This window comes from Gallibacterium genomosp. 1, assembly GCF_000771875.1.
Lineage (GTDB): Bacteria > Pseudomonadota > Gammaproteobacteria > Enterobacterales > Pasteurellaceae > Gallibacterium.
On the sequence record NZ_JPXX01000011.1, the window covers coordinates 26,181 to 49,576 of the forward strand.

Annotated in this window: 21 protein-coding genes; 15 read left to right on the plus strand and 6 right to left on the minus strand. The window is 38.4% G+C overall.

The window, feature by feature from the left end; all coding sequences use genetic code 11:
• Window positions 1–78 precede the first annotated feature (78 nt).
• Window positions 79–1,071: an aspartate--ammonia ligase gene (gene asnA / locus JP36_RS04330; protein ID WP_039172295.1), complete on the plus strand. Its 993-nt coding sequence runs from the start codon at window positions 79–81 to the stop codon at window positions 1,069–1,071.
• Window positions 1,072–1,135: 64 nt separating this feature from the next.
• Here asnA and JP36_RS04335 read toward each other — a convergent pair whose 3' ends face one another.
• Complete coding sequence (locus JP36_RS04335) at window positions 1,136–2,893, minus strand: ABC transporter ATP-binding protein/permease (RefSeq protein ID WP_039172297.1); 1,758 nt, start codon at window positions 2,891–2,893, stop codon at window positions 1,136–1,138.
• A gap of 47 nt (window positions 2,894–2,940) precedes the next feature.
• Window positions 2,941–5,091 (minus strand): TonB-dependent siderophore receptor, encoded by a 2,151-nt coding sequence (locus JP36_RS04340; protein ID WP_039172300.1) that lies wholly within the window; start codon window positions 5,089–5,091, stop codon window positions 2,941–2,943.
• A gap of 220 nt (window positions 5,092–5,311) precedes the next feature.
• Between JP36_RS04340 and JP36_RS04345 the strand changes: the two genes are divergently transcribed.
• A complete protein-coding gene (locus JP36_RS04345; RefSeq protein WP_039172303.1) occupies window positions 5,312–5,959 on the plus strand; it encodes a bifunctional 4-hydroxy-2-oxoglutarate aldolase/2-dehydro-3-deoxy-phosphogluconate aldolase in 648 nt (215 codons plus the stop codon).
• 57 nt (window positions 5,960–6,016) lie between these two features.
• Here JP36_RS04345 and JP36_RS04350 read toward each other — a convergent pair whose 3' ends face one another.
• Window positions 6,017–6,610, minus strand: coding sequence for a YajG family lipoprotein (locus JP36_RS04350; protein ID WP_039172305.1), 594 nt, complete (start codon window positions 6,608–6,610; stop codon window positions 6,017–6,019).
• A 183-nt stretch (window positions 6,611–6,793) separates the two neighbouring features.
• On the opposite strand from JP36_RS04350, the gene JP36_RS04355 reads away from it, so the two are divergent.
• From JP36_RS04355 to mnmA, 10 genes are all read left to right on the plus strand, one after another.
• Window positions 6,794–7,102 (plus strand): BolA family protein, encoded by a 309-nt coding sequence (locus JP36_RS04355; protein ID WP_039172308.1) that lies wholly within the window; start codon window positions 6,794–6,796, stop codon window positions 7,100–7,102.
• A gap of 452 nt (window positions 7,103–7,554) precedes the next feature.
• A complete protein-coding gene (locus JP36_RS04360) occupies window positions 7,555–8,895 on the plus strand; it encodes a Na(+)-translocating NADH-quinone reductase subunit A (RefSeq protein ID WP_039172311.1) in 1,341 nt (446 codons plus the stop codon).
• A 2-nt stretch (window positions 8,896–8,897) separates the two neighbouring features.
• On the plus strand, window positions 8,898–10,136 hold the full coding sequence (locus JP36_RS04365; RefSeq protein WP_039172314.1) for an NADH:ubiquinone reductase (Na(+)-transporting) subunit B: 1,239 nt from the start codon (window positions 8,898–8,900) through the stop codon (window positions 10,134–10,136).
• Window positions 10,129–10,905: a Na(+)-translocating NADH-quinone reductase subunit C gene (locus JP36_RS04370; protein WP_039172317.1), complete on the plus strand. Its 777-nt coding sequence runs from the start codon at window positions 10,129–10,131 to the stop codon at window positions 10,903–10,905. The genes JP36_RS04365 and JP36_RS04370 overlap by 8 nt, the downstream gene beginning before the upstream one ends.
• Window positions 10,905–11,528: an NADH:ubiquinone reductase (Na(+)-transporting) subunit D gene (locus JP36_RS04375; protein ID WP_017805504.1), complete on the plus strand. Its 624-nt coding sequence runs from the start codon at window positions 10,905–10,907 to the stop codon at window positions 11,526–11,528. The genes JP36_RS04370 and JP36_RS04375 overlap by 1 nt, the downstream gene beginning before the upstream one ends.
• Before the next feature lie 3 nt (window positions 11,529–11,531).
• A complete protein-coding gene (nqrE, locus tag JP36_RS04380; protein ID WP_017805503.1) occupies window positions 11,532–12,128 on the plus strand; it encodes an NADH:ubiquinone reductase (Na(+)-transporting) subunit E in 597 nt (198 codons plus the stop codon).
• Between the two features lie 14 nt (window positions 12,129–12,142).
• Complete coding sequence (nqrF, locus tag JP36_RS04385) at window positions 12,143–13,366, plus strand: NADH:ubiquinone reductase (Na(+)-transporting) subunit F (RefSeq protein WP_039172321.1); 1,224 nt, start codon at window positions 12,143–12,145, stop codon at window positions 13,364–13,366.
• 84 nt (window positions 13,367–13,450) lie between these two features.
• Entirely contained in the window at window positions 13,451–14,512 is a 1,062-nt protein-coding gene (locus JP36_RS04390; RefSeq protein WP_052119444.1) for an FAD:protein FMN transferase, read from the plus strand.
• The gene (gene nqrM, locus JP36_RS04395; RefSeq protein ID WP_013745912.1) at window positions 14,512–14,739 is read left to right on the plus strand and encodes a (Na+)-NQR maturation NqrM; all 228 of its coding nucleotides are present in this window, start codon (window positions 14,512–14,514) and stop codon (window positions 14,737–14,739) included. The genes JP36_RS04390 and nqrM overlap by 1 nt, the downstream gene beginning before the upstream one ends.
• A 355-nt stretch (window positions 14,740–15,094) precedes the next feature.
• Window positions 15,095–16,249, plus strand: a complete 1,155-nt coding sequence (mnmA, locus tag JP36_RS04400; protein ID WP_039172324.1) for a tRNA 2-thiouridine(34) synthase MnmA — start codon at window positions 15,095–15,097, stop codon at window positions 16,247–16,249.
• A 43-nt stretch (window positions 16,250–16,292) separates the two neighbouring features.
• Here mnmA and JP36_RS04405 read toward each other — a convergent pair whose 3' ends face one another.
• The 3 genes from JP36_RS04405 to JP36_RS04415 are packed head-to-tail and all read right to left on the minus strand — an operon-like array spanning window position 16,293 to window position 19,709.
• On the minus strand, window positions 16,293–17,306 hold the full coding sequence (locus JP36_RS04405) for a LacI family DNA-binding transcriptional regulator (RefSeq protein WP_039172327.1): 1,014 nt from the start codon (window positions 17,304–17,306) through the stop codon (window positions 16,293–16,295).
• 12 nt (window positions 17,307–17,318) lie between these two features.
• Window positions 17,319–18,770: a glycoside hydrolase family 32 protein gene (locus JP36_RS04410; RefSeq protein WP_039172330.1), complete on the minus strand. Its 1,452-nt coding sequence runs from the start codon at window positions 18,768–18,770 to the stop codon at window positions 17,319–17,321.
• 21 nt (window positions 18,771–18,791) lie between these two features.
• Window positions 18,792–19,709, minus strand: coding sequence for an aminoimidazole riboside kinase (locus tag JP36_RS04415; RefSeq protein WP_039172332.1), 918 nt, complete (start codon window positions 19,707–19,709; stop codon window positions 18,792–18,794).
• Window positions 19,710–19,916: 207 nt separating this feature from the next.
• Here JP36_RS04415 and JP36_RS04420 point away from each other — a divergent pair, with 207 nt between their 5' ends.
• The 3 genes from JP36_RS04420 (at window position 19,917) to JP36_RS11300 (ending at window position 23,261) form a co-directional block, all read left to right on the plus strand.
• Complete coding sequence (locus JP36_RS04420) at window positions 19,917–21,341, plus strand: sucrose-specific PTS transporter subunit IIBC (RefSeq protein ID WP_039135700.1); 1,425 nt, start codon at window positions 19,917–19,919, stop codon at window positions 21,339–21,341.
• A 316-nt stretch (window positions 21,342–21,657) separates the two neighbouring features.
• The gene (locus tag JP36_RS04425; protein ID WP_039172334.1) at window positions 21,658–23,172 is read left to right on the plus strand and encodes a sodium-dependent transporter; all 1,515 of its coding nucleotides are present in this window, start codon (window positions 21,658–21,660) and stop codon (window positions 23,170–23,172) included.
• Window positions 23,169–23,261 carry a methionine/alanine import family NSS transporter small subunit gene (locus JP36_RS11300; protein WP_039088854.1) on the plus strand — a complete coding sequence of 31 codons (93 nt, stop codon included), beginning with the start codon at window positions 23,169–23,171 and terminating at the stop codon, window positions 23,259–23,261. The genes JP36_RS04425 and JP36_RS11300 overlap by 4 nt, the downstream gene beginning before the upstream one ends.
• The last annotated feature ends 135 nt before the right edge of the window (window positions 23,262–23,396 follow it).

Sequence of the window (23,396 nt, forward strand, 5' to 3'; positions counted from 1 at the left end):
ATTGAATAATACACAGCATTAAAGTGTAATGCTTTGTATTATGTGTGTATGGGATAAAAAGAAGAAAGAGAATCTATTATGAAAAAGTCATTTATTTTACAACAACAAGAGATTAGTTTTGTTAAAAACACTTTTACTGAAAAATTAGCGGAGCATTTAGGGCTGGTTGAGGTGCAAGGGCCGATCCTTAGCCAAGTGGGGAACGGTATTCAGGATAACCTTTCCGGAAAAGAAAAAGCGGTACAGGTTAAAGTAAAACAGATCGAGGGTGAAGTTTTTGAAGTTGTTCACTCATTAGCGAAATGGAAACGCCATACATTAGGTCGTTTTGACTTTAAACCGGGTGAGGGGCTATTTGTACATATGAAAGCGTTGCGTCCGGATGAAGATTCTTTAGATCGCACTCACTCTGTTTATGTTGATCAATGGGACTGGGAGCGTGTTATTCCGGAAGGATTACGGACATTAGATTACTTAAAAGATACTGTCCGTTCAATTTATCGTGCAATCCGCGAAACTGAAGCCTTAGTAGAAAAACATTTCCATATTGCTACCACTTTACCAAAAGAGATTACTTTTGTTCATACTGAAGATCTTGTGCAGCGTTATCCGCGGATGACAGATAAACAACGTGAGAATGCGATTTGCAAAGAATATGGTGCAGTATTTTTAATCGGTATCGGCGGAAAATTGTCTGATGGCAAACCACACGATGTGCGTGCGCCGGATTATGATGACTGGACAACCGTGTCAGAAGGCGATTACAAAGGCTTAAACGGTGATATTTTAGTTTGGAATGAAGAATTAGGCTCTGCGTTTGAACTCTCTTCAATGGGGATTCGTGTGGATGAAACGGCATTACGTCGCCAGTTGGCGATTACAGGTGACGAAGATCGTTTAAGATTCTCTTGGCACCAGGATTTAATTAATGGGAAATTACCGCAAACAATTGGTGGCGGTATCGGTCAATCTCGTATGGTAATGTTTTTATTGCACAAAAAGCATATTGGTGAAGTGCAATCAAGTGTATGGCCACAACAGGTCTTCGAGGAATTTGAAAATATTCTTTAATGTATAATTATTGAAAAAGAAGAATAATGAGGAAACAGAGTATGAATTTGTTTCCTCTTATTTTTTATATCAAATTTAGGTTTAGGCATTGTCGGTGAAATTGTTGTAATGTGTTTCTATGTCCGATACTTATAATGATTGCCTGTGGCAGTTGTTGTTTGATGAGTGAATAAAGGGAATGCTCTGTTGGCTCATCCAGTGCAGATGTAGATTCATCTAGAAAAATTACTGTCGGTTTGCTGAGTAAAATTCGTATAAAAGCAATACGTTGTAATTCACCAGGTGAGAGAATTGCTTGCCAATCAAGTTCCCGATGTAAATGAGTTAAATATTTGTCCATCTTACATTGTTTCATTGCTGTGCATACTTGCTCCACTGATGTTTGAATATTTGGATAACAGATGGCTTGATAAAGTGTACCTTGTGGCAGATAGGGGCGTTGTGGTAAGAATAGTTTTTCTCCTGAGACGGGAATTTCTATTTCTCCTAATGTTTCAAAAGGATAGATGCCGGCAATTGCTTTTAATAAACTGGTTTTTCCTGTTCCGGATGCACCTTTAATCAATAAAGAATCACCGATATTTAATGTTATATTGATATTTTTAAGAAAAATTTCTCCATAACTATTTTTTAAACCGAAGTTTGTTAATTTAAGTTGATTGCTATAGGTAATAGGATAAAAAGGATAATGTGCTTCCAATTGTTCTAATTTACTGAAAAAACCAACTAAACGATTTAACCTTGCTTGATATAATGTAAATTCTTCATAAAAGAGGCGAAAAAATGAGAGCGCTCTCATTAAGCGATTAAAAGCTTGTACTGTTTGATGCATATCTCCTAAGGTTACTTGACCAGCAAAAAAACGAGGAGCCTGTAGCATTAGAGGTAAAAGTTTGGCTGTTTCCGATACGCCGGTATTAAAGCCATCTAATCCCAACATTTTTAAAACAATGCGCCAACGATTCCGGATAATTTGTTGGAATTTCTGTTTTAGTAAATTGTGTTCTCTTTTTTCTCCTTGGTAGAAGGCAATGCTTTCTGCGTGATCTCTTAAACGAATAAGAGAATAACGATAGTTTCCTTGTAGTTTTTCCTTGTTAAAGTTTAATTTTACTAATGGTAATCCGATCCAAACGGAAATGGCAGTGGCGACAAGAATAAAAAGGTAAATAAAGAAGACAACACCTTTAGGTATTTCTAAACCGAATAGTACTAATAAACCGGAAAGTCCCCATAAAATAATAGTAAATTCTATGGTGGATATAATGGAGTTAATTGTACCTCGTACTAGATCAATTGTAGAGGTAACAAAATCTCTAGCATCCTGTTCTATTCGTTGGTCAATATTGTCGGGCAAGTCTGATTCATACTTAAGACGATAATAGTTTTTATGGGATAGCCAACGTTCAAGCATTGAGGCATTCAGTTTTTCTAGCCAACGAATTTCAAATATCTGTCGGATGAGATTGTTAACAATAGAACGAAGAATATTAATAAAAACTAACAGGGCATTGATTGAAGCAAAAAACCAGAAGGCTTGAGCCTGTTTATTTTGAAGAGAACTATATAAACCATTGTAAAAAAAGCTATTTAGTACACTGATTCGTACCTCTAGTAGGATAAAAGAAATAAGTACAATCAGCATAAAAATGATTTTATAGTGATTCGAATTTTTAATGCAATCTTGATTTATCAAATAAAATTTTTTGCCAAATGAAGTATATCTTAGGATTAGGGAAAGAAAGAATAATCCTAGACAAACCCAAAATAACGCATTGATTAACCAAGATAAACTTGTATTTAATTCGGTTTGCCAATTCATTTTTTGATGTGCCCTTCCTCTTCAGAAAGGGCTTTACTCTGTATCAATTAGAAAGAAAGTTCAATATTTGCCCAATATGTTCTCGGCATACCAAGCACGGCGAAGCTTCGATCATACCGACCACGTTGAACTTGCCAATAATGTTTGTTGAATAGATTTTCAACACCTAATTTAAGGATAAATTGTTGCTGTTGAAGTTTGAAAGCATATTTAGCACCTATATCAACAGTAGTATAGGATGGGAATTTATATTTTTTGGCGTAATCTTGGTAAGATGAGCTGTAATATTGGAGCGCACTATTAAGAGTTAAACCCTGAATAAATGGTGTATCCCATTCAATACCGGCTTTAGCGATAATGCGTGGGCTGGCGACTTGAGTTCCATCAATAATCTGCCCTGCCCAGTTGGCATAATCGAGCAATTCACCTTTGTTATAACTGATACCTAAATTGGAGCGTAAGTAACCATTCAACAGATTGGCATAAAGATTAAATTCAATGCCGCGATTGCGTTCTTTTCCTTGTTGTTCTCCAGCTTTACGCTGATAGTTATTAGCTGCTTTACTAGTAATTGTTCCCGGTCGCGAGAGTTGATAAATACTGAGTGTGGTGGTGTATTGTTCTCCCCAATTTTTACGTATACCTAATTCAATCTGTTTACTGACTAGTGGTTTGGACATTACTCCGTCTTCATCAACTGCACCAGGTTCAAGATCTTCCAAGTAATTAGCATACCAAATTAAGTTGGAAGTAGGTTGGTAGGCAAGTGTTAACATCGGACTAAAGCGGTGATTGTCTGCTTTAGTACCGCTTTGATAGTCGGTTTGTTTGATCCATTGGTATCGTCCGCCTACTGTTAAACGTAGTTCATCCTCAAAAAAACCTAATGTATCAGCGAAAGCGATGCTGTGTGCTTGAACTTTTTCATTCGTAGATTGGACTAAAGCTTTATATGTTGGTGAATTTGGGAACACAGGATTATAAAGATTAATATTTCTGAATGTTTTATCTTTTTTGTAGTCAATCACTGGACTTTGTTTGAAATCCCGAGTCCGGATAACACTATCCCAAGCGATATTCCAATTATGGCTGATTGAATGAGTATTGAAATCACCGTGTAATTTTAGGTTAGCACTGGTAGTGTTAATTTTATAATCCATTGCCCGCATTGATTGAATATTATAAGTTTGCGGATCAGTCATTCTGATTTGTCCAAAAGCACCGTAGTATTTTGATGCCATATGTCCAATACCGCCTGAGAGCATCATTTGATATGGTAGATCATATTCAAATGTTGCCATTACCGTTTGATCTTCAGTTGTTTGACCTGACCAATGAGGAATTAAATTAATTGCTCCATCAGGGGCAGTGGCTAACGCAAAATCAAGATCTTGAATATCCTGTATACGTGCACGTCCGCCTTTAGTCGCTCTTTTGGTATACATATAATCAATTGCAGCGTGTAATTTATCTCCTTGATAATCAGCACCTATAGCGATCTCTTTGTTTCGTTCACTAAACTGTTCTCGCGTTGTATCTCCATCACGATATAGTCCGCTAATTCGTATGCCCCATTGATTATTATTGCCGAAACGGCGACCAAAATCGAAATAAGGTTGTGTCCGATCTTGGCTATACCACCTCATTCCTAAGATATTGATTGGTGTGTCTGTTGCTCGTTTTGTTTGAATATTGACTGAAGCGCCGGAAGAACCTTCCGGATCCATCCCAACGGTAGCAGTAGACGCGCCTTTGATTAATTGTGCCGAGGCGACAGCAGAGAGAGGGGAATTGTAGCTGGAGTATAAACCGGCGAGTCCATTAACGCTGAATTGGCGGGCATCGAGTTGTAAGCCTCTGACGTAAATTCCACTGAGGGTGTTGGTTTCACCACCAAAATTCATCACAGAAGCATCCATTTTAGCAATTGCATCAACAATATTGCGAGCTTCCGTCTGTTCAATTGCTTGTTGATTGTAATTGACGACTGAAATTGGCGCGGTAAATGCAGTTTGTTGTCCCAACAGGCTAAGATTAACATCCGATTTGAGTTTATTTGTTGCTTTATAGCGTTCCAATTCTGTTATTACTTCGACTTGTTCTAATGTATCATCATCAGAAAAATCTGAATTAGCATTCACGTAGAGAGAAAAGGATAATGATATTGAAATATAAAAGAAAATTTTCTTTGCTTTCATAAAATTACTTCCGAAATGGTGATAAATAAACAAGATGAAGAAATTGGAGGCGAAGTATAACGAAAAGAAAAATACAATACTAATGATAATAATTCTTATTTGTTTGAGGTTCTGATTTTTTGACCTGAATTCAAAAAAAGTGGTTTTCTAGTATAAATTTTTATTGCCTTGTGTTAATTTTGAAACGCTTTTTTATTTTTCACAACAAAAGGAATTTACGATGAATTGGAATTTAGATCCGAAAGATGTTTTCAGTGCTTCTCCTGTTATTCCAGTAATGGTGATTAAGAAACTGGAAGATGCTTTACCAATGGCAAAAGCATTGCAAGCGGGCGGTATTAACGTTTTTGAAATTACATTACGCAGTGCGGTTGCATTGGACGCAATCAAATTATTGAGTAAAGAAGTTCCAGATGCATTGGTTGGTGCAGGAACTGTATTATCGGCTGAACAATATGATCAGGCGGTGGCGGCAGGCGCAAAATTTGTGATTTCTCCGGGCGCAACGCCGGCACTGTTAGAACACGCTGCAGCGCGTGAAGTCCCATTAATTCCAGGTACGGCAACGCCATCAGAAATGATGCAAGCATTAGAACTGGGGTATTCTTATGTTAAATTTTTCCCAGCAGAAATTAATGGTGGTGCGGCAGCATTAAAAGCTATTTCAGCAGCATTACCACAATTAAGTTTCTGCCCGACCGGAGGAGTATCACCAAAAAATGTGGCAAGTTATGTGGCAGTGAATTGTGTTAAAACAGTAGGTGGTTCTTGGATGATTCCTAATGATGCTGTTGAGGCAGGCGATTGGGCTAAAGTAACTCAGTTAACGAAAGAGGCGGTTGAGTTAGTAACAAGTTTAAGAAGCTAATGGATTATTTTGAATTATAGTGGTTCCCTTATCCTGTATGGATAAGGGAATTTTTTATTAGTGAGTTAGACGAATAATGGCATTGGAAACATCTTGATCTTGATAAATTCCATTAATTGCATCGGTGAATGCTTGAGTTAGCACTTTTTGAATTTCAGGTGTTTTTGCTCCGAATGCACCTTCTTGAGAGCGGTGAGTTTCAATATTTTTGCTATATTCGCCTTTTGCGCTTTGTACTTGAATAGTTAGCTGTACGGAAGCGTCAATTTTATAACGAAGATTGCCTTGGTTTACATTAGCATAGAATTGTTTCACATTAACTGTTACTACAGCTGGGGCGTTATTCGGCAGAATACGGAAACCTTTGCTGTTCAGATCTTGTTGTAATGCTTGTTGGAATACTTCAGCAATGCTTGGCTGGGCAAAGATCGGATAAAGTTGACCATCATAAGTATATTGAGAAACAGTTTGATTGCCACGAAGATCACGAGAAGTAACGCTGACGCTACTATTTTGGTTTTGAGCATTAAACGGTCCAACTGCTGCCGGCGCTGTGAACGTGATAGTGTTTTGTGGTGCTTGACAAGCAGTAAGTAGAAAACCTGCAATAATAACGCAGGCAGATACAAAACGTTTTAATGATTTATACATAATAAAGCCCCATTTCATTAGTTATCAGTTTGAGAAGTTGAAAACATCGCTATAAAATAGTGAATATTCATATAAAAATCACCAATAGTCAAAGTAAATTATCCTCTTACAGCAAAAAGAATAATCATATTTTAGCGAAAATTTTCTACAATTCGCAGAAGATCGTTACTTTTAGGAGTTTTTATGAACAAACAGCAACAGATAACAGTTTTATTGCAACAAGAATTATCCCCTCTTCATTTTGAAATTATTAATGAAAGCCATATGCATAGTTCCGGAAAAGGTGATGAATCACACTTTAAATTAATTATTGTCAGTGAGCGTTTTCAAGCAATGCGGGCGATAATGCGTCATCGTTTGGTTTATCAGCTATTGGCACAGCAGTTGGCGGAAGGTGTGCATGCTTTAGCGTTGCATTTGTATGAGCCGGATGAATGGAAATCTTTACAACAAGTTCCAAATTCACCAAATTGTATGGGTGTTGGTGAGTAATATACTTATAAAGTGGTATTTATTTGATTTATAAATAAAAAGTCGGTTATTTTTTATTGAAATATATCAAAATTTTCACATTTTTTTTAAAATAAGCGGTTATTTACTGGAATTAAAGGGGGGCTTTTGGTTACAATAAGCCGTTTTAAATATCCTTGTTCACTCCTAATTCAATAGTATGACTAATTATTTAAATCATTGTTTTGGTTATGATTTATAACCTGAACAAGGAGTATACAGATTTGAGTTTTAAAATTAAGTGGATAGTGTAATTATGTATCTTGGTGTGTTGGAGAAAATTATCTATTTGTTTTTATAGAAGTTTTGACTGCACTTATATCGCTTAAAGAATAATAATTCGCTTGAAACTACTCAAACGAGAGATTACCGTAATGCCTACTCTATTACGGTAATTGTTGTGTTTAACCCAACGAAAAAGTAGTGCAAACAATATGATTACGATTAAAAAAGGCTTGGATCTTCCTATCGCTGGGAAGCCAGAACAAGTAATCCATAACGGTAATGTCGTTACTGAAGTTGCCTTGCTTGGCGAAGAGTATGTGGGAATGCGTCCTTCAATGAAGGTGCGTGAAGGTGATGTGGTGAAAAAAGGTCAGGTGCTTTTTGAAGATAAAAAGAACCCGGGCGTATTATTCACTGCCCCTGCAAGTGGTACTGTAACTGCGATTAATCGCGGTGCTAAGCGTGTGTTGCAATCAGTAGTGATTCAGATCGAAGGTGATGATCAGGTTACCTTTAACAAATATTCCGCCGATGAGCTTAAAAGTTTAACTTCCGAGCAAGTTCGTAAAAACCTACAAGCTTCAGGGCTTTGGACAGCACTTCGCACCCGTCCATTCAGTAAAGTGCCAGCGGTTGATGCTGTGCCATCTTCAATTTTTGTTAATGCAATGGATACCAATCCATTAGCCGCTGATCCTGAAGTGGTGTTAAAAGCCCATTGGGAAGATTTCACCAATGGTTTAACCGTATTAAGCCGTTTACACGAAGGCAAATTGCATTTATGTAAAGCGGGCGACAGCAATATCCCAACGGTGGATTTACCGAATTTATCCATTCACGATTTCGGCGGTCCACACCCAGCGGGCTTGAGCGGTACACATATTCACTTTATCGATCCTGTGAGTGCAACGAAAACTGTGTGGTATCTAAATTACCAAGATGTGATCGCATTTGGTCGCCTATTTACCACAGGTGAGCTTTACAACGGTCGCGTGATCTCATTGGCTGGCCCACAGGTGAAAAATCCGCGTTTAATTCGTACACAACTAGGGGCGAATTTAAGTCAATTAACGCAAGGTGAATTGAAAGAGGGTGAAAACCGTATCATTTCTGGCTCAGTGTTAAGCGGTCATAAAGCGGCTGGCGCGGTGGACTATTTAGGTCGTTATGCGTTGCAGGTTTCCGTGATTGCAGAAGGTCGTGAGAAAGAGTTCCTAGGTTGGATTATGCCAGGGGCGAACAAATACTCTATCACCCGTACTGTGTTAGGTCATTTCGGACACAAATTATTCAATTTTACCACCGCACTTAATGGTGGACACCGTGCGATGGTGCCAATCGGTGCTTATGAGCGTGTAATGCCATTAGACATTATCCCAACATTATTGTTGCGTGATTTAAGTGCGGGTGATACGGACAGTGCGCAAGCATTAGGTTGCTTAGAGTTAGATGAAGAAGATCTCGCACTTTGTACATTCGTGTGTCCGGGTAAAAACGACTACGGTCCAATGCTGCGTGCAGCTTTAGATAAGATCGAGAAGGAAGGTTAAAAATGGGTTTAAAACATCTTTTAGAGAAAATGGAACCTGCTTTTTTACCGGGTGGGAAATATGAGAAGTGGTATGCTCTTTATGAAGCAACGGCAACCTTTTTGTATACACCGGGTACAGTAACAGCGAAGGCTTCTCACGTCCGTGATGCGTTGGATTCTAAACGTATGATGGTATTAGTGTGGTTAGCCTTATTCCCAGCAATGTTCTACGGAATGTTTAATGTGGGATCACAATCTATTCTTGCATTAAGCGTAGGTGATTTTGCACAAAACTTAGCCCATAACGTGGATTCAAACTGGCATTTTGCTTTAGCCAACGCATTAGGATTGGTTTCACCCGATGCGGGCGTGCTAGCAAAAATGGCACTAGGTGCAATTTTCTTCCTGCCAATTTATTTAACCGTGTTTCTCGTGGGCGGTTTCTGGGAAGTGTTATTTGCCACAGTGCGTAAACACGAAATCAACGAAGGTTTCTTCGTAACCTCTATTTTATTAGCCCTTATCGTTCCGCCAACATTGCCATTATGGCAAGCGGCGTTAGCGACAACGTTTGGGGTTGTTGTGGCCAAAGAAGTGTTTGGTGGTGTAGGTAAAAACTTTATGAACCCAGCATTAGCAGGGCGTGCGTTTTTATTCTTTGCTTATCCAGCACAAATCTCAGGGGATTCTGTATGGATCGCGGCTGATGGTTTCTCTGGCGCAACCGCACTTTCACAATGGGCAACAGGCGGTCAAGGTGCATTAAAACAAGTAACCACAGGTCAGCCAATTCAATGGATGGACGCATTCTTAGGGAATATCCCTGGTTCAATCGGTGAAGTTTCTACCCTTGCATTATTAATTGGTGCGGCGGTGATTGTGTTCGCGCGTATTGCCTCTTGGCGTATCATCGCCGGTGTGATGATCGGTATGATTGCCACTTCTACCCTATTTAATGTGATTGGTTCAGATACTAACCCATTATTCTCAATGCCTTGGCATTGGCACTTAGTATTGGGTGGTTTTGCTTTAGGTATGTTATTTATGGCAACTGACCCAGTATCAGCCTCATTCACCAACAAAGGTAAATGGTGGTACGGTGCATTAATTGGTGCGATGGCAGTACTTATTCGGGTGGTAAATCCTGCTTATCCTGAAGGTATGATGTTAGCCATTTTATTAGCTAACTTATTTGCCCCAATTTTTGACTATCTGGTTGTTCAAGCAAATATCAAACGTCGGAGAGCGCGCAATGGCTAAGTTTAATAAAGACAGTGTTGGCGGAACAATCCTTGTTGTTGTTTTAGTCAGCTTAGTTTGCTCAATTATTGTCGCAACCGCTGCGGTTGGATTAAAACCGACGCAAAATGAGCAAAAATTATTAGATAAACAAAAAAATATCCTCAGTGTAGCGGGCTTATTACCTGCAAAAGCAAAAGGTGCAGAAATTAAAGCTCTTTATGCAGAAAACATTGAGCCGAAAATTGTGGATCTTGCAACGGGTGATTATGTGAGCGACATCAAAAACTTTGATGCACGTGTTGCGGTAAAAGATCCTGCAGAAAGCGTAGCAATTAAACCTGAAGAAGATAAAGCTGGCATTAAAGTGCGGGCAAAATATGCTGAGGTTTATTTAGTGAAAGATGCACAAGGCAAAACCTCACAAATCGTGTTACCAATTTATGGTACAGGATTGTGGTCTGTGATGTATGGCTTTGTGTCTGTTGCGCCAGATGCAAATACCATTAAAGGGATTACTTACTATGAACAAGGTGAAACCGCAGGTTTAGGGGGCGAAATCGCTAATCCAAACTGGCAGAAATACTTTGTGGGTAAAAAACTCTTTAATGCTCAAGATCAAGTAGCGATTAAAATTGGCAAAGGTGCTTCAGCAGATAAAGAACACGGTATCGATGGTTTATCTGGTGCAACCTTAACCACAAAAGGGGTACAAGGTTCTTTTGATTACTGGTTTGGACGTAATGGTTTTGGGCCGTATTTAGATAAACTTAGAGCGGAGGCTAACTAATGGCTAATGCAAATATGAAAAAATTATTGTTATCTCCTGTGGTGAGCAACAACCCGATTGCGTTGCAAATTTTGGGTATTTGTTCAGCCTTAGCGGTAACAACGAAATTAGAAACCGCTGTTGTAATGGCGATTGCGGTGAGTTTAGTAACGGCGTGTTCAAGTTTCTTTATTTCTTGTATCCGTAACTACATTCCAAATAGTATCCGTATCATTGTGCAAATGGCGATCATTGCATCATTAGTAACCCTTGTGGATCAAGTGTTGCAAGCCTATGCTTATGAGTTATCTAAACAACTTTCCGTATTCGTTGGATTGATCATTACCAACTGTATTGTAATGGGTCGTGCAGAAGCCTTTGCAATGAAAGAGCCACCATTGGCAAGTTTTGTTGATGGTTTAGGTAATGGTATCGGCTACGGTGCAATCTTAATTATCGTTGCCTTTTTGCGTGAATTAATTGGTTCAGGCAAAATTTTCGGTATGACCGTGTTCCAAACCATCCAAGATGGCGGTTGGTATCAAGCAAACGGTTTATTCCTTTTAGCACCAAGTGCATTCTTTATTATCGGCTTCCTCATTTGGGGCTTGAGAACTTGGAAACCAGAACAGGTGGAGAAATAAGCAATGGAACATTATTTAAGTCTGTTTGTTAAGTCCATTTTTATTGAAAATATGGCACTTTCTTTCTTCCTTGGTATGTGTACATTCCTTGCGGTTTCAAAGAAAGTTTCAACCGCCTTTGGTTTAGGGATTGCGGTAATCGTGGTATTAGGCATTGCCGTGCCAGCTAACCAACTCGTTTATACCCATATCTTAAAAGATGGGGCATTGGTGGAAGGTATTGATTTAAGTTTCCTTCGTTTTATCATCTTCATCGGGGTGATTGCGGCATTGGTGCAAATCCTTGAAATGGTGCTAGATAAATTCTTCCCAGCTCTTTACAACGCACTCGGGATCTTCCTCCCACTCATTACGGTAAACTGTGCGATTTTCGGTGGCGTATCTTTTATGGTACAACGCGAATACAACTTTGCCGAGTCGGTGGTTTATGGTATCGGTGCAGGAACAGGTTGGATGCTTGCTATCGTGGCACTTGCAGGTTTAACTGAAAAAATGAAATATGCTGATATTCCGGCAGGCTTACGCGGTTTAGGCATCACCTTTATCACTGTAGGGCTAATGGCACTTGGCTTTATGTCATTTTCAGGTATTCAGTTATAAGAAGGGGATACTAAATGGAAATTATTTTAGGTATTGCAATGTTCACTGTGCTAGTGCTTGCTTTAGCGGTAATCATTTTATTTGCTAAATCAAAGCTCGTTAATTCAGGGGACATTACTATTGAAATTAATCACGACCCAAGCAAAGCCATTCATTTGCCAGCAGGCGGAAAATTACTCGGTGCATTAGCGAGTAAAGGCATTTTCGTTTCTTCTGCTTGTGGCGGCGGTGGCTCTTGTGGTCAATGTGTGGTGAAAGTAACCGAGGGTGGCGGTGATATTCTGCCAACAGAACTTTCTCACATTTCGAAACGTGAAGCCAAAGAAGGTTATCGTCTTGCTTGTCAGGTAAACGTAAAAAACAATATGCAAATCGAATTGCCTGAAGAAGTGTTTGGCGTGAAAAAATGGGAATGTACCGTTATTTCTAACGACAACAAAGCCACCTTCATTAAAGAACTCAAACTTCAAATTCCTGAAGGGGAAGAAGTGCCATTCCGTGCGGGCGGCTATATCCAAATTGAAGCTGAGCCACATACGGTTTATTACAAAGACTTCGATATTCCACAAGAATACCACGAAGACTGGGATAAATATAATCTATGGCGTTATGTTTCAAAAGTGGACGAGCCAATCGTGCGTGCTTACTCAATGGCTTCATACCCAGAAGAGAAAGGCATCATTATGCTTAACGTGCGTATCGCAACGCCACCACCAAGCAACCCAGATGCACCACCGGGTCAAATGTCTTCTTATATTTGGTCATTAAAACCGGGTGATAAAGTAACTATTTCTGGCCCATTCGGTGAATTCTTCGCCAAAGAAACCGATGCAGAAATGGTCTTTATCGGAGGCGGTGCGGGTATGGCACCAATGCGTTCGCATATTTTTGACCAATTAAAACGTTTGAAATCCAAACGTAAAATGTCGTTCTGGTATGGAGCACGTTCAAAACGTGAAATGTTCTATGTGGAAGATTTTGACACCCTCCAAGCCGAAAACGACAACTTCAAATGGTACGTGGCACTTTCTGATCCATTGCCAGAAGATAATTGGGACGGCTACACCGGCTTTATTCACAACGTGCTTTATGAAAACTATCTGAAAAATCACGAAGCCCCTGAAGACTGTGAATACTATATGTGTGGGCCTCCAGTGATGAACGCAGCAGTAATCAAAATGCTCAAAGACTTAGGTGTTGAAGACGAAAACATCTTATTAGATGACTTTGGCGGTTGATAACGCTGTTAAATAAAGAAAAAGAGCGGTCAGATTTCTGACCGCTTTAGCCATTTTTAGCCACAGAAAATTAGCGATAGATTTATGTTAAGAAAAGTCAAAACGGTTTACAGCTGGGCCATCGCCTTACTCTTGGTGAGCAGCTTAACCGCCTGCCAAAAAGATCCCGAAATTGTTACCTTGAGCGGTAAAACAATGGGGACCACTTATCATATTAAGTATTTGGATAAGGGCATGAATACCGGACCGGAAATGACCCATCAGCAAATTGACCAACTGCTTAAGGAGGTCAATAATCAGATGTCAACTTATCAGAAGGATTCTGAACTTAGTCGTTTTAATCGCAGTAAAGAGATAAATAAACCTTTTGAGGTGTCTAAGGATTTTGCTGAAGTAGTGCAGGCGGCGATTCAGTTACATCAGAAAACGGAAGGTGCATTGGATGTTACGGTTGGACCATTAGTTAATTTATGGGGCTTCGGGCCGGAAAAACGATTGGATAAAGAACCAGCATCGGAAGAAATTGAAAAACGTAAGGCGTGGATAGGTATCGATAAATTATCTGTTTCTGAAATAGATGGAAAACCGGTACTCATTAAAAAAATACCGGAACTTTATGTTGATTTATCCTCAATTGCAAAAGGGTTTGGCGTTGATAAAGTTGCTTCTTATTTGGAAAGTATCGGTGTCAGCGATTATTTAGTTGAAATTGGTGGTGAAATTCATACTAAAGGGGTGAATGAAAAAGGTCAGGCGTGGCAAATTGCTATTGAAAAACCTGAATTTGATGGCTCTCGTGCGGTAGAACAGATTGTTGGATTAAGCAATTTATCTATGGCGACATCCGGTGATTATCGTAATTATTTTGAGGAAAATGGAAAACGTTTTTCTCACGAAATCGATCCTAAAACTGGTTATCCGTTACAACATAATTTAGCTTCAATCACTGTAGTTGATCCAAGCTGTATGATTGCTGACGGCTATGCAACCGGTCTATATGTTCTTGGTGCAGAAAAGGCATTGCAACTGGCTGAAAAAGATAATCTTGCAATTTATCTGATTGTTAAAACAGAAAAAGGATTTGAGGTTAAAATGTCATCAGCATTTGCAAAATTGTTGTACAATAATAAAGAAGGAGAGAAGTAATGAAATTATTTTTGATTACATTCGGTTTTTTTGTAGTTGTAATTTTTGCAATGGCAATCGGTTATATCATTAAACGTAAAACTATCAGTGGTAGCTGCGGCGGTATCTCTTCACTCGGCTTAGAAAAGGTATGCGATTGTCCAGAACCTTGTGACGCACGTAAAGCCAGAATGGCAAAAGAAGCAGAACGTCAAGCAAAACTGCAAGAAGCCGGTCGCATTTTATAATTTAATTCATAAGGTAATGCTATTAAGCGTTGTTCTGTGAATTGATAACATTAAGGAAAGAATATCGCTTTCCATTATGCCTTAATGGATATGTATAATTCGGTATGCATATCCTTTTTTAATTGTTTCGTTCCAAACATCAATACAAAATAGATTAATTCTCGGAATTATCTATTTTTATAGGTGTGGTTTGTATTGTTTTGGGAATAATTTTAATAAATCAATTATAAATTTGTACGTTAACACAAAGATAACGACAATGTTTGTGATTGTTTGCTATTTTGTTTGAGAGTTCTTAAGATAAGCGGATTTCATAGCATATTTATAGTTGTAAGCATAAAACAAAGGAAAAATAATGGCATTAATTTCAAAAACATTTACTGATCTAATGACAATATCACCACAACAATTTGCAGAAAACCAACAGAAAAAAGTGATTGTCGGAATGTCAGGAGGTGTAGATTCATCCGTTTCCGCCTATATTCTTCAGCAACAAGGCTACCAAGTGGACGGCTTGTTTATGAAAAATTGGGAAGAAGATGATGATACAGATTATTGTACGGCGGCGGCAGATTTAGCTGATGCACAAGCAGTATGTGATAAATTAGGTATAAAACTACATAAAATTAATTTTGCTGCGGAATATTGGGACAATGTATTTGAACATTTTTTGCAGGAATACAAAGCGGGAAGAACGCCAAATCCGGACATTTTGTGCAACAAAGAAATCAAGTTTAAAGCCTTTTTGGAATATGCCGCAGAGGATTTAGGTGCGGATTATATTGCCACAGGGCATTATGTGCGTCGTCGTGGCGATGATGAGAATGCACAGTTATTACGCGGTTTGGATGATAATAAAGATCAAAGTTACTTTCTTTACACATTGAGCCATAAACAGGTTGGACAAAGTTTATTTCCAGTAGGCGAATTAGAAAAGCCAGTAGTGCGTCAAATTGCAGAAGATTTAGGTTTGGTTACTGCTAAGAAAAAAGATTCTACCGGTATTTGTTTTATCGGAGAACGTAAATTCAAAGACTTCTTAGCTCGTTATTTACCGGCACAGCCAGGGGATATTCGTACGGTAGATGGTAAAGTTATAGGTCGTCACGAGGGGTTAATGTATCACACGCTTGGACAGCGTAAAGGTTTGCGTATCGGCGGATTGAAAAATGCCGGCGACGAGGCTTGGTATGTGGTAGATAAAGATTTGCAACATAATGAGTTGATTGTGGCGCAAGGTCATAACCATCCGCGCCTATTCTCTAGAGGGTTAATCGCCGGACAATTACATTGGGTTGATCGTAAGCCTTTAAAACAACCTTTGCGTTGTACAGTGAAAACACGTTATCGCCAGCAGGATGTGCCTTGTCAAATTGTTCCATTAAATGATGATTTGATTGAAGTTCGTTTTGATGAACCACAAATTGCGGTGACTCCTGGACAATCGGCAGTTTTCTATTTGGATGAGGTTTGTTTAGGTGGTGGTATTATTGAACAGCGACTAGCCTAAAGTAATGAGTTTCGTAAAGGGTTCGTGATGAACCCCTTAAGTTTTATCGCCAAATAATGGTTGCTGGAATGATCTGATTTTTTACCGGTTCTTGTTTTAATAAACTTTGTACCATTGCAAAAAGCTGATGAGCAATTTTTTGGTGATTTTGTTGAATAGAATTGATTTTGAACGGTAGACAATTCAGCAACTCATAATCATCAAAAGTGGAAAGGTGCATTGTTCCATCAGACAGATGATGTAATAACTGTTTTTCATTTAGCCATCGAAGAACCCCTTCTAATAATGCGTATGAACCAGTAAATAATGCTTGTGGTAAACGCCCTAAGCGTTGATACAGTTGATCAAAAGTAAAGTAGGCGCTATCGGCATAGTAGGAAGTTTGCATAATCCAATCCGGATTTAACTGTAAATTCGCACGTTGCAATCCTTGTTTAAAGCCGTAAAGACGTGCTGTACTAGGACGTAATTCAGCTTGACCGCCGAGATAATAGATCTCATTTAAATGATATTGTCGGCATAAAGTATCAATAAGTTCAATAACAGCACTTTCATCATCCGTCACAATATAAGGCGTGAGGCTGTTTTGTGTAAAACGGTCGAGTTGAATGACCGGAACATTAATATTGAGCTGGCGATAATAATGCGCATCCGATTTAATCGGTGTTGTAATTAAAAGATCAATTTGACGATCCAATAAACGCTCAATAGCAATTAATTCCTGTTTAGCGTCCTCATCGGTACAGGCGATGATCAGTTGTAATCCATTATCACGACACAACTTTTCTAGGGTTTTTGTTGTTGTGGCAAAACCTAAATTAGAAAAATCAGGAATGACTAAACCGATAGTGTTACTACGCTGTGCCTGTAACGCCTTTGCTACACTATTGGCCTTATAGTGATGTTTTTTAGCAATTTCTAAAATTTTTGCTTGCGTTTCTGGCTTAATCCTAAAGTTATTTCCGTGTCCATTAAGCACCATACTGACGGTAGTTTTTGAAACACCACTTAATTCTGCAATATCTGCGAGAGTAAGCCGTTTATTGTTGATATTCATTAACCTCAATCCTTAATCGAAGTAAATTGGCGAAACTTTGGCACTTGCTATTTTGATTAAAGGCGATATCCATAATAGAGGCTGTTTCTTTTCAATAAAGAAACGGGAAGTCATTGCTTTTTCGCCATCATTTAAAAAGATTTCAATAATAGAATGATCAATAAAAATTTCAATCTTTTGTAGATTTTTAATTCGACAATAACGTTTTGTACCCCATTTCCGCATAGATTCAGATTGTTCACTATGTTCTCTGTTTAAACAGAAAATTCCGTTGTGATAACTGATTTCAAGATATTGATTCAGTTCGTTTTTGAATAATTGTAAGTCAAATGATTGGTTGTTGATTTCAAGTGTTAAGTAACTTTGTGATAGATAAGGAATTTCAGTCTTTCCTTGTTGTTGATGATAATGCATTGCACCGATCTGTTGATAAATCTGTTCCACCGGACGTTGATAGATTTGGTTGTTTTGTAGCCAAAGTTGACGAGGCAAAGTTAGCATTGAATGCCATTGATATTGATCGGTAGGATACTGCAAATCAGGTAAACCGCACCACGCCAATAGGATTTTACTGTCATCATTTAAGCCGGAAAAAGTTTGTGGTGCATAAAAATCAAATCCTTGATCCAGTTCGGAAAATGTTTCTACTTGAAAATTAAGATGTTGTAATTTGCCAAGGGCATAAGTAGCGTGATAATTATTTTGAAATTGAGTTTGTTGCTGCTGCTTTCCTTGAGGTGACCAAATAAAGAGATCTTTATCTTTTAATTTGGAAAGATCAGGGCATTCCCACATAAAAATATCTTTATTATCAAAGGGATGAAGCGCTAATTCGCCTAATAATTTTGGCGTGTCATTCAGATTATCCATTTCAAATAATAATGCAGTACCGGAAAGATTTTGGCGTTGTGCACCTAAAATAAAACGAATTTTGCCTTCAGCAGTAAGGAACGGTTTCGGATCGCGGCAATGTTCAGTATAACCAACCGGAGGTTCGTGCAGTAAAGCACGTTTTTCGAGCAGTTTCCCCTGTTTAGTAAAAATAGCCATATTCTGAAATGGAATGCGTTGGTTATCTGATTGACGGCGCGTGTTTCCGGTATAAAAAGCGACAATTTGATCTTGATAGAGAATCGCGCCGCCGGAGTAACAGCCGTGTGATTCAAATAGTTGATCCGGAATAAGCAACTCTGCCTGTTGAAAATGAATGAAATCTTTACTGAAATAATGTTGCCAATGTTTCATTCCGTGCAGCGCACCGAACGGATACCATTGGTAAAAAATATGATAATTTTCACCGTCAAAGACAAGACCGTTCGGATCATTTAATAAACCGGTCGGAGGTGCAAGATGATATTGTGGACGATGGTGATGATCACATTGCACTTGTGATGCTAATGTTGTTAATTCATTTTCTTTAGCTGCATATAGATTGCGATATTTGCCTTGATTAAAAATCATCATCTTCCCCCGAATGATAGAAAGTTATTGTGATTGAAGCTGTGTTTTTGTTGGCAATGCAGACATTGCGCCTTTGGCGGTAGTGGCTAATCCACCGCAAAGATTTGCTTGTTGAATCGCCTGGACAAAGATATTTTGTTGTTGCCAGTGCTGATGTTGAGCTAATGCCTGCAACATACCACCGACAAAAGCATCACCGGCTCCAGTGGTGTCGAGCACTTTTACTTTATTTCCGGCAACTTTTCCTTCAATAGCTTGATAAAAATAGTATGCACCCTCTGCTCCGAGAGTAACTAAAATTAATTTATCTGGATACTGTTGACGGGTTTTACGGATAGCCAAGCCCAGATCAGGCTCACCGCTTAGTAGACAAATTTCTTCTTCTGAAAATTTAATGACATCGGCGATAGCAATCATTTTGTTCACTTCATCAATCATTTGTTGTTGTGAAGGCCATAAACTAGGGCGAAGATTTGGATCAAAAGAAACAAATCCACCGGCTTGTTTAATTTGTTGTGCTGCTTGTTGTGTGGTGTGGCGTGATGGTTGGTTGATTAAAGCTATGGAACAGAAATGTAGCCATTCACCGGCAGAGAAATGTGGAAGATCTGATTGTTGTAAGAATTGATCCGCACTTGGATTGACCATAAAAGTAAAGGTTCTTTCACCGGTTTCGTCGAGATCAACAATCACGGTTGAAGTGCGATGTTCATCATCGAGATGCATAAAACTGGTATTTACTCGTTCTTGCTGTAAAGTAGTTTTCAGAAATAGACCTAAAGGATCATTTCCCACTTTGCCAATAAAAGCACTGTTACCACCTAAACGTGCAATGGCAACGGAAACATTTGCTGGCGCACCACCTGGACAGCGTAAATAATGTTGTTCTCCATCCGGTAATAAATCGACAACGGCATCGCCTAAAACCCATACTGTATTCATAGGTAAAATCCTCTGTTGTTTTTTGAACAGTAAAATTGTAGCTAAACCGTTTTAGTTGAGCAATTATATTTGTTGATTTCTATTAAAAAGTGTTAACTGGATCACAAAAATGAAAACTAGTTTATGAATAAAATAGATTTTACTAAAACGTTTTAGCTATAATGCGTGCTGTTGATTACTTAACCAATCTACCCGGAGAGAAAACCTATGGATTTTCCAAAAATTGCAAAAGAGCTCATTGAGAAGTTGGGCGGAAAAGAGAATATCAGTGGTGTTGCACATTGCTCTACTCGTTTACGTTTAGTACTTAATGACGAAAGTAAGGCGGATAAGGAAGGCATTGAACAAATTGAAGGTGTGAAAGGTCAATTTGCCGTAGCAGGCCAATACCAAATTATTTTTGGTGCGGGTACGGTGAACAAAGTTCATGCCGCAATGACAGAAATTTTAGGATTAGGCGATATGACAAAAAGTGATGTCGCTAATTTAAGTGCTGAAAAACAGGGGTTGTTGCAGCGTTTAGTAAAAGGATTGGCGGATATTTTTGTGCCAATTATTCCGGCTATTGTGGCTGGCGGTTTGCTAATGGGGTTAGCGAACGTTTTTACCGCACAAGGTTTATTTATTGATGATAAATCCTTAATTGATGCTTATCCGAATTTGGCGGATCTTGCGGCAATGATTAATACCTTTGCCAATGCACCGTTTGTCTATTTGCCAATTTTATTGGCATTTTCGGCTAGCAGAAAATTTGGTGGTAATCCGTTTTTAGGTGCGGCATTGGGAATGTTGATGGTTCATCCGGATCTATTAAATGGCTGGGGCTTTAGCGCGGCGAGTCTTTCAGGTGATATTCCGTATTGGGATATTTTCGGTTTCCATATCGAAAAAGTGGGATACCAAGGCTCAGTATTACCGGTGTTGGCGGCAACGTGGATTTTGGCTAGATTGGAAAATGGTTTCCGTAAAATTATTCCATCCGTATTGGATAATTTATTAACACCGCTATTAGCCTTGTTTATCACCGGCATTTTAACCTTTACTTTTGTCGGACCAATTACACATAAACTTGGCTTTTTAATTGGAGATGGCTTAACTTGGTTATATGACACAACTGGTTTTATTGGTGGTGCTATTTTTGGTGCTTTCTATGCGCCAATTGTGATCACCGGTATGCATCAAACTTTTATTGCAATTGAAACCCAATTATTGGCGGATATGGCTCATACCGGTGGTACTTTTATTTTTCCTATTGCAGCAATGTCAAATGTAGCGCAAGGAGCTGCCTGTTTAGGGGTGATGTTCTTAATTAAAGATGCAAAAGTGAAGGGAATTGCATTACCATCCGGGATCAGTGCTTTATTAGGGATTACTGAACCGGCAATGTTTGGGGTGAATCTTAAATATCGTTACCCCTTTATTGCGGCAATGGTAGGTTCTGGTGTTTCCAGTGCGTTTATCGCTTTGTTTAATGCGAAAGCACAGGCATTAGGTGCAGCTGGTTTACCCGGCATTATTTCAATTAAACCAGATAGTATCGCTGTATATTGTATTGGTATGTTGATTTCATTTGTGATCACTTTCTCACTAACATTATTATTAGGCTTAAGAGCACAACGTAAAGCAAAATAAAATTACTGATTTTAGCGTTGTTAAAGATCAAGGTAATACAATTATCTTGATCTTTTTTATAAAATAAAATTAACTTTATATTAGTTTTTTTCACTAAAAAGAGCAGGTTTAAATAGTGATATGTTCTTAATTGAAACTACTTGTAGTTTATTTCACTAAAATTACCACTTTATTTTAGTGTTTTCTACTAGATAAATTTAAATCATGTTTAAGATTTTACTTTTATTATCAAATAAATAGCGTTGACTAATATAACTATTCGATTATATTAAGGTTTCCTATAACAAAATAAAGATAAGTCCTTTAGGAGGGCGAAATGAGTAGTAATACAGCAAAAACAACAAGAGAAACTTTCTCGGGGCGTAAAGCGTTTATTTTAGCGGCTATTGGTTCGGCAGTAGGATTGGGGAATATTTGGCGTTTTCCTTATACCGCTTATGAAAATGGGGGTGGTGCATTTATTGTACCTTATATTATCGCATTGTTAACGGCAGGGATTCCTTTACTTTTTTTGGATTATGCCATCGGACATAGACACCGTGGTTCTGCGCCATTAGCGTTTAGACGTTTGCATAAGAACTTTGAGATTTTTGGTTGGTGGCAGGTATTAGTTAATGTCATCATTGGAATCTATTATGCGGTAGTACTTGGTTGGGCAGCGTGTTATACCTATTTTTCTATAAATGGTGCTTGGGGGGATAAGCCGATAGATTTCTTTATTGGTGAGTTCCTTAAAATGGGCGATATTACACAAGGCGTCAGTTTTGAATTTGTTGGTATGGTTGTTGGTCCTTTAATTGCGGTATGGTTGGTGGCGTTAGCCGTATTAGCATTGGGTGTGCAAAAAGGTATAGCTAAATCATCCAGCATTTTAATGCCACTTTTGGTGGTGATGTTTGTAATTTTGGTTATTTCAGCACTTTTGTTGCCGGGAGCTAGTAAAGGGTTGGATGCGTTATTTACCCCTAATTGGGATAAATTATCCGATCCGAGTGTCTGGATTGCAGCTTATGGGCAAATTTTCTTTTCTCTATCTATCTGTTTCGGCATTATGATTACTTATTCTTCCTATTTGAAGAAAGATTCAGATTTAACCAGTTCTGGATTGGTGGTTGGCTTTGCAAATAGTAGTTTCGAATTATTGGCTGGAATTGGTGTTTTTGCAGCCTTAGGTTTTATGGCTGTAGCAAGTGGACAACAAGTGCACGAAGTAGCAAAAGGCGGAATTGGTTTAGCATTTTTTGCGTTCCCAACGATTATTAATAATGCACCATTTGGTTCAATACTAGGTGTGCTATTTTTTGGTTCACTTACTTTTGCCGCATTGACTTCTTTTATCTCAGTTATTGAAGTGATTATTGCGTCAGTGCAAGATAAATTAAAACTTGGACGTGTTGTTTCAACCTTCATTGTAGGTATTCCGATGATGGTTCTTTCTGTTTCTTTATTCGGTACAACAACAGGGTTACCAATGTTGGATGTGATGGATAAGTTTGTTAACTACTTCGGTATTGTTGCGGTAGCGTTTTGTTCATTGGTTATTATTGTGTCCAATGAAAAATTAGGATTGTTAGGAAACCATCTTAACAAAACCTCTTCTTTCAAAGTTGGCTTTATTTGGCGTTTGTGTATCGTTGTTACAACAGGTATTTTAGCGTTTATGTTATTTACTGAAGGTGCAAAAGTGTTCCGCGAAGGTTATGAAGGTTATCCAAACTGGTTTGTAGATATATTCGGTTGGGGAATGGCATTCGGATTGGTGGTAGTCGCCTTCCTATTAACACATTTACCTTGGAAAAATGAAGAAAAATTTGAGGAGGACACAGAATGAGTACGACAGCAATCATTATGATGATTATCTCGCTTGTGATCATCTGGGGTGGTTTATTAATTTCCATTAAACGATTACCTAAAGAATAACTAATTGAAAATAAAAAAGTTTAAGCCATATGATTCAATGTTTTTCGTTGGAGATATGGCTTCTGTTATGAATGGATTAAATAGATAAATTGTTGTAAAAAACACCAATTAAAAAGAAATTAAAAAAAATCTGCA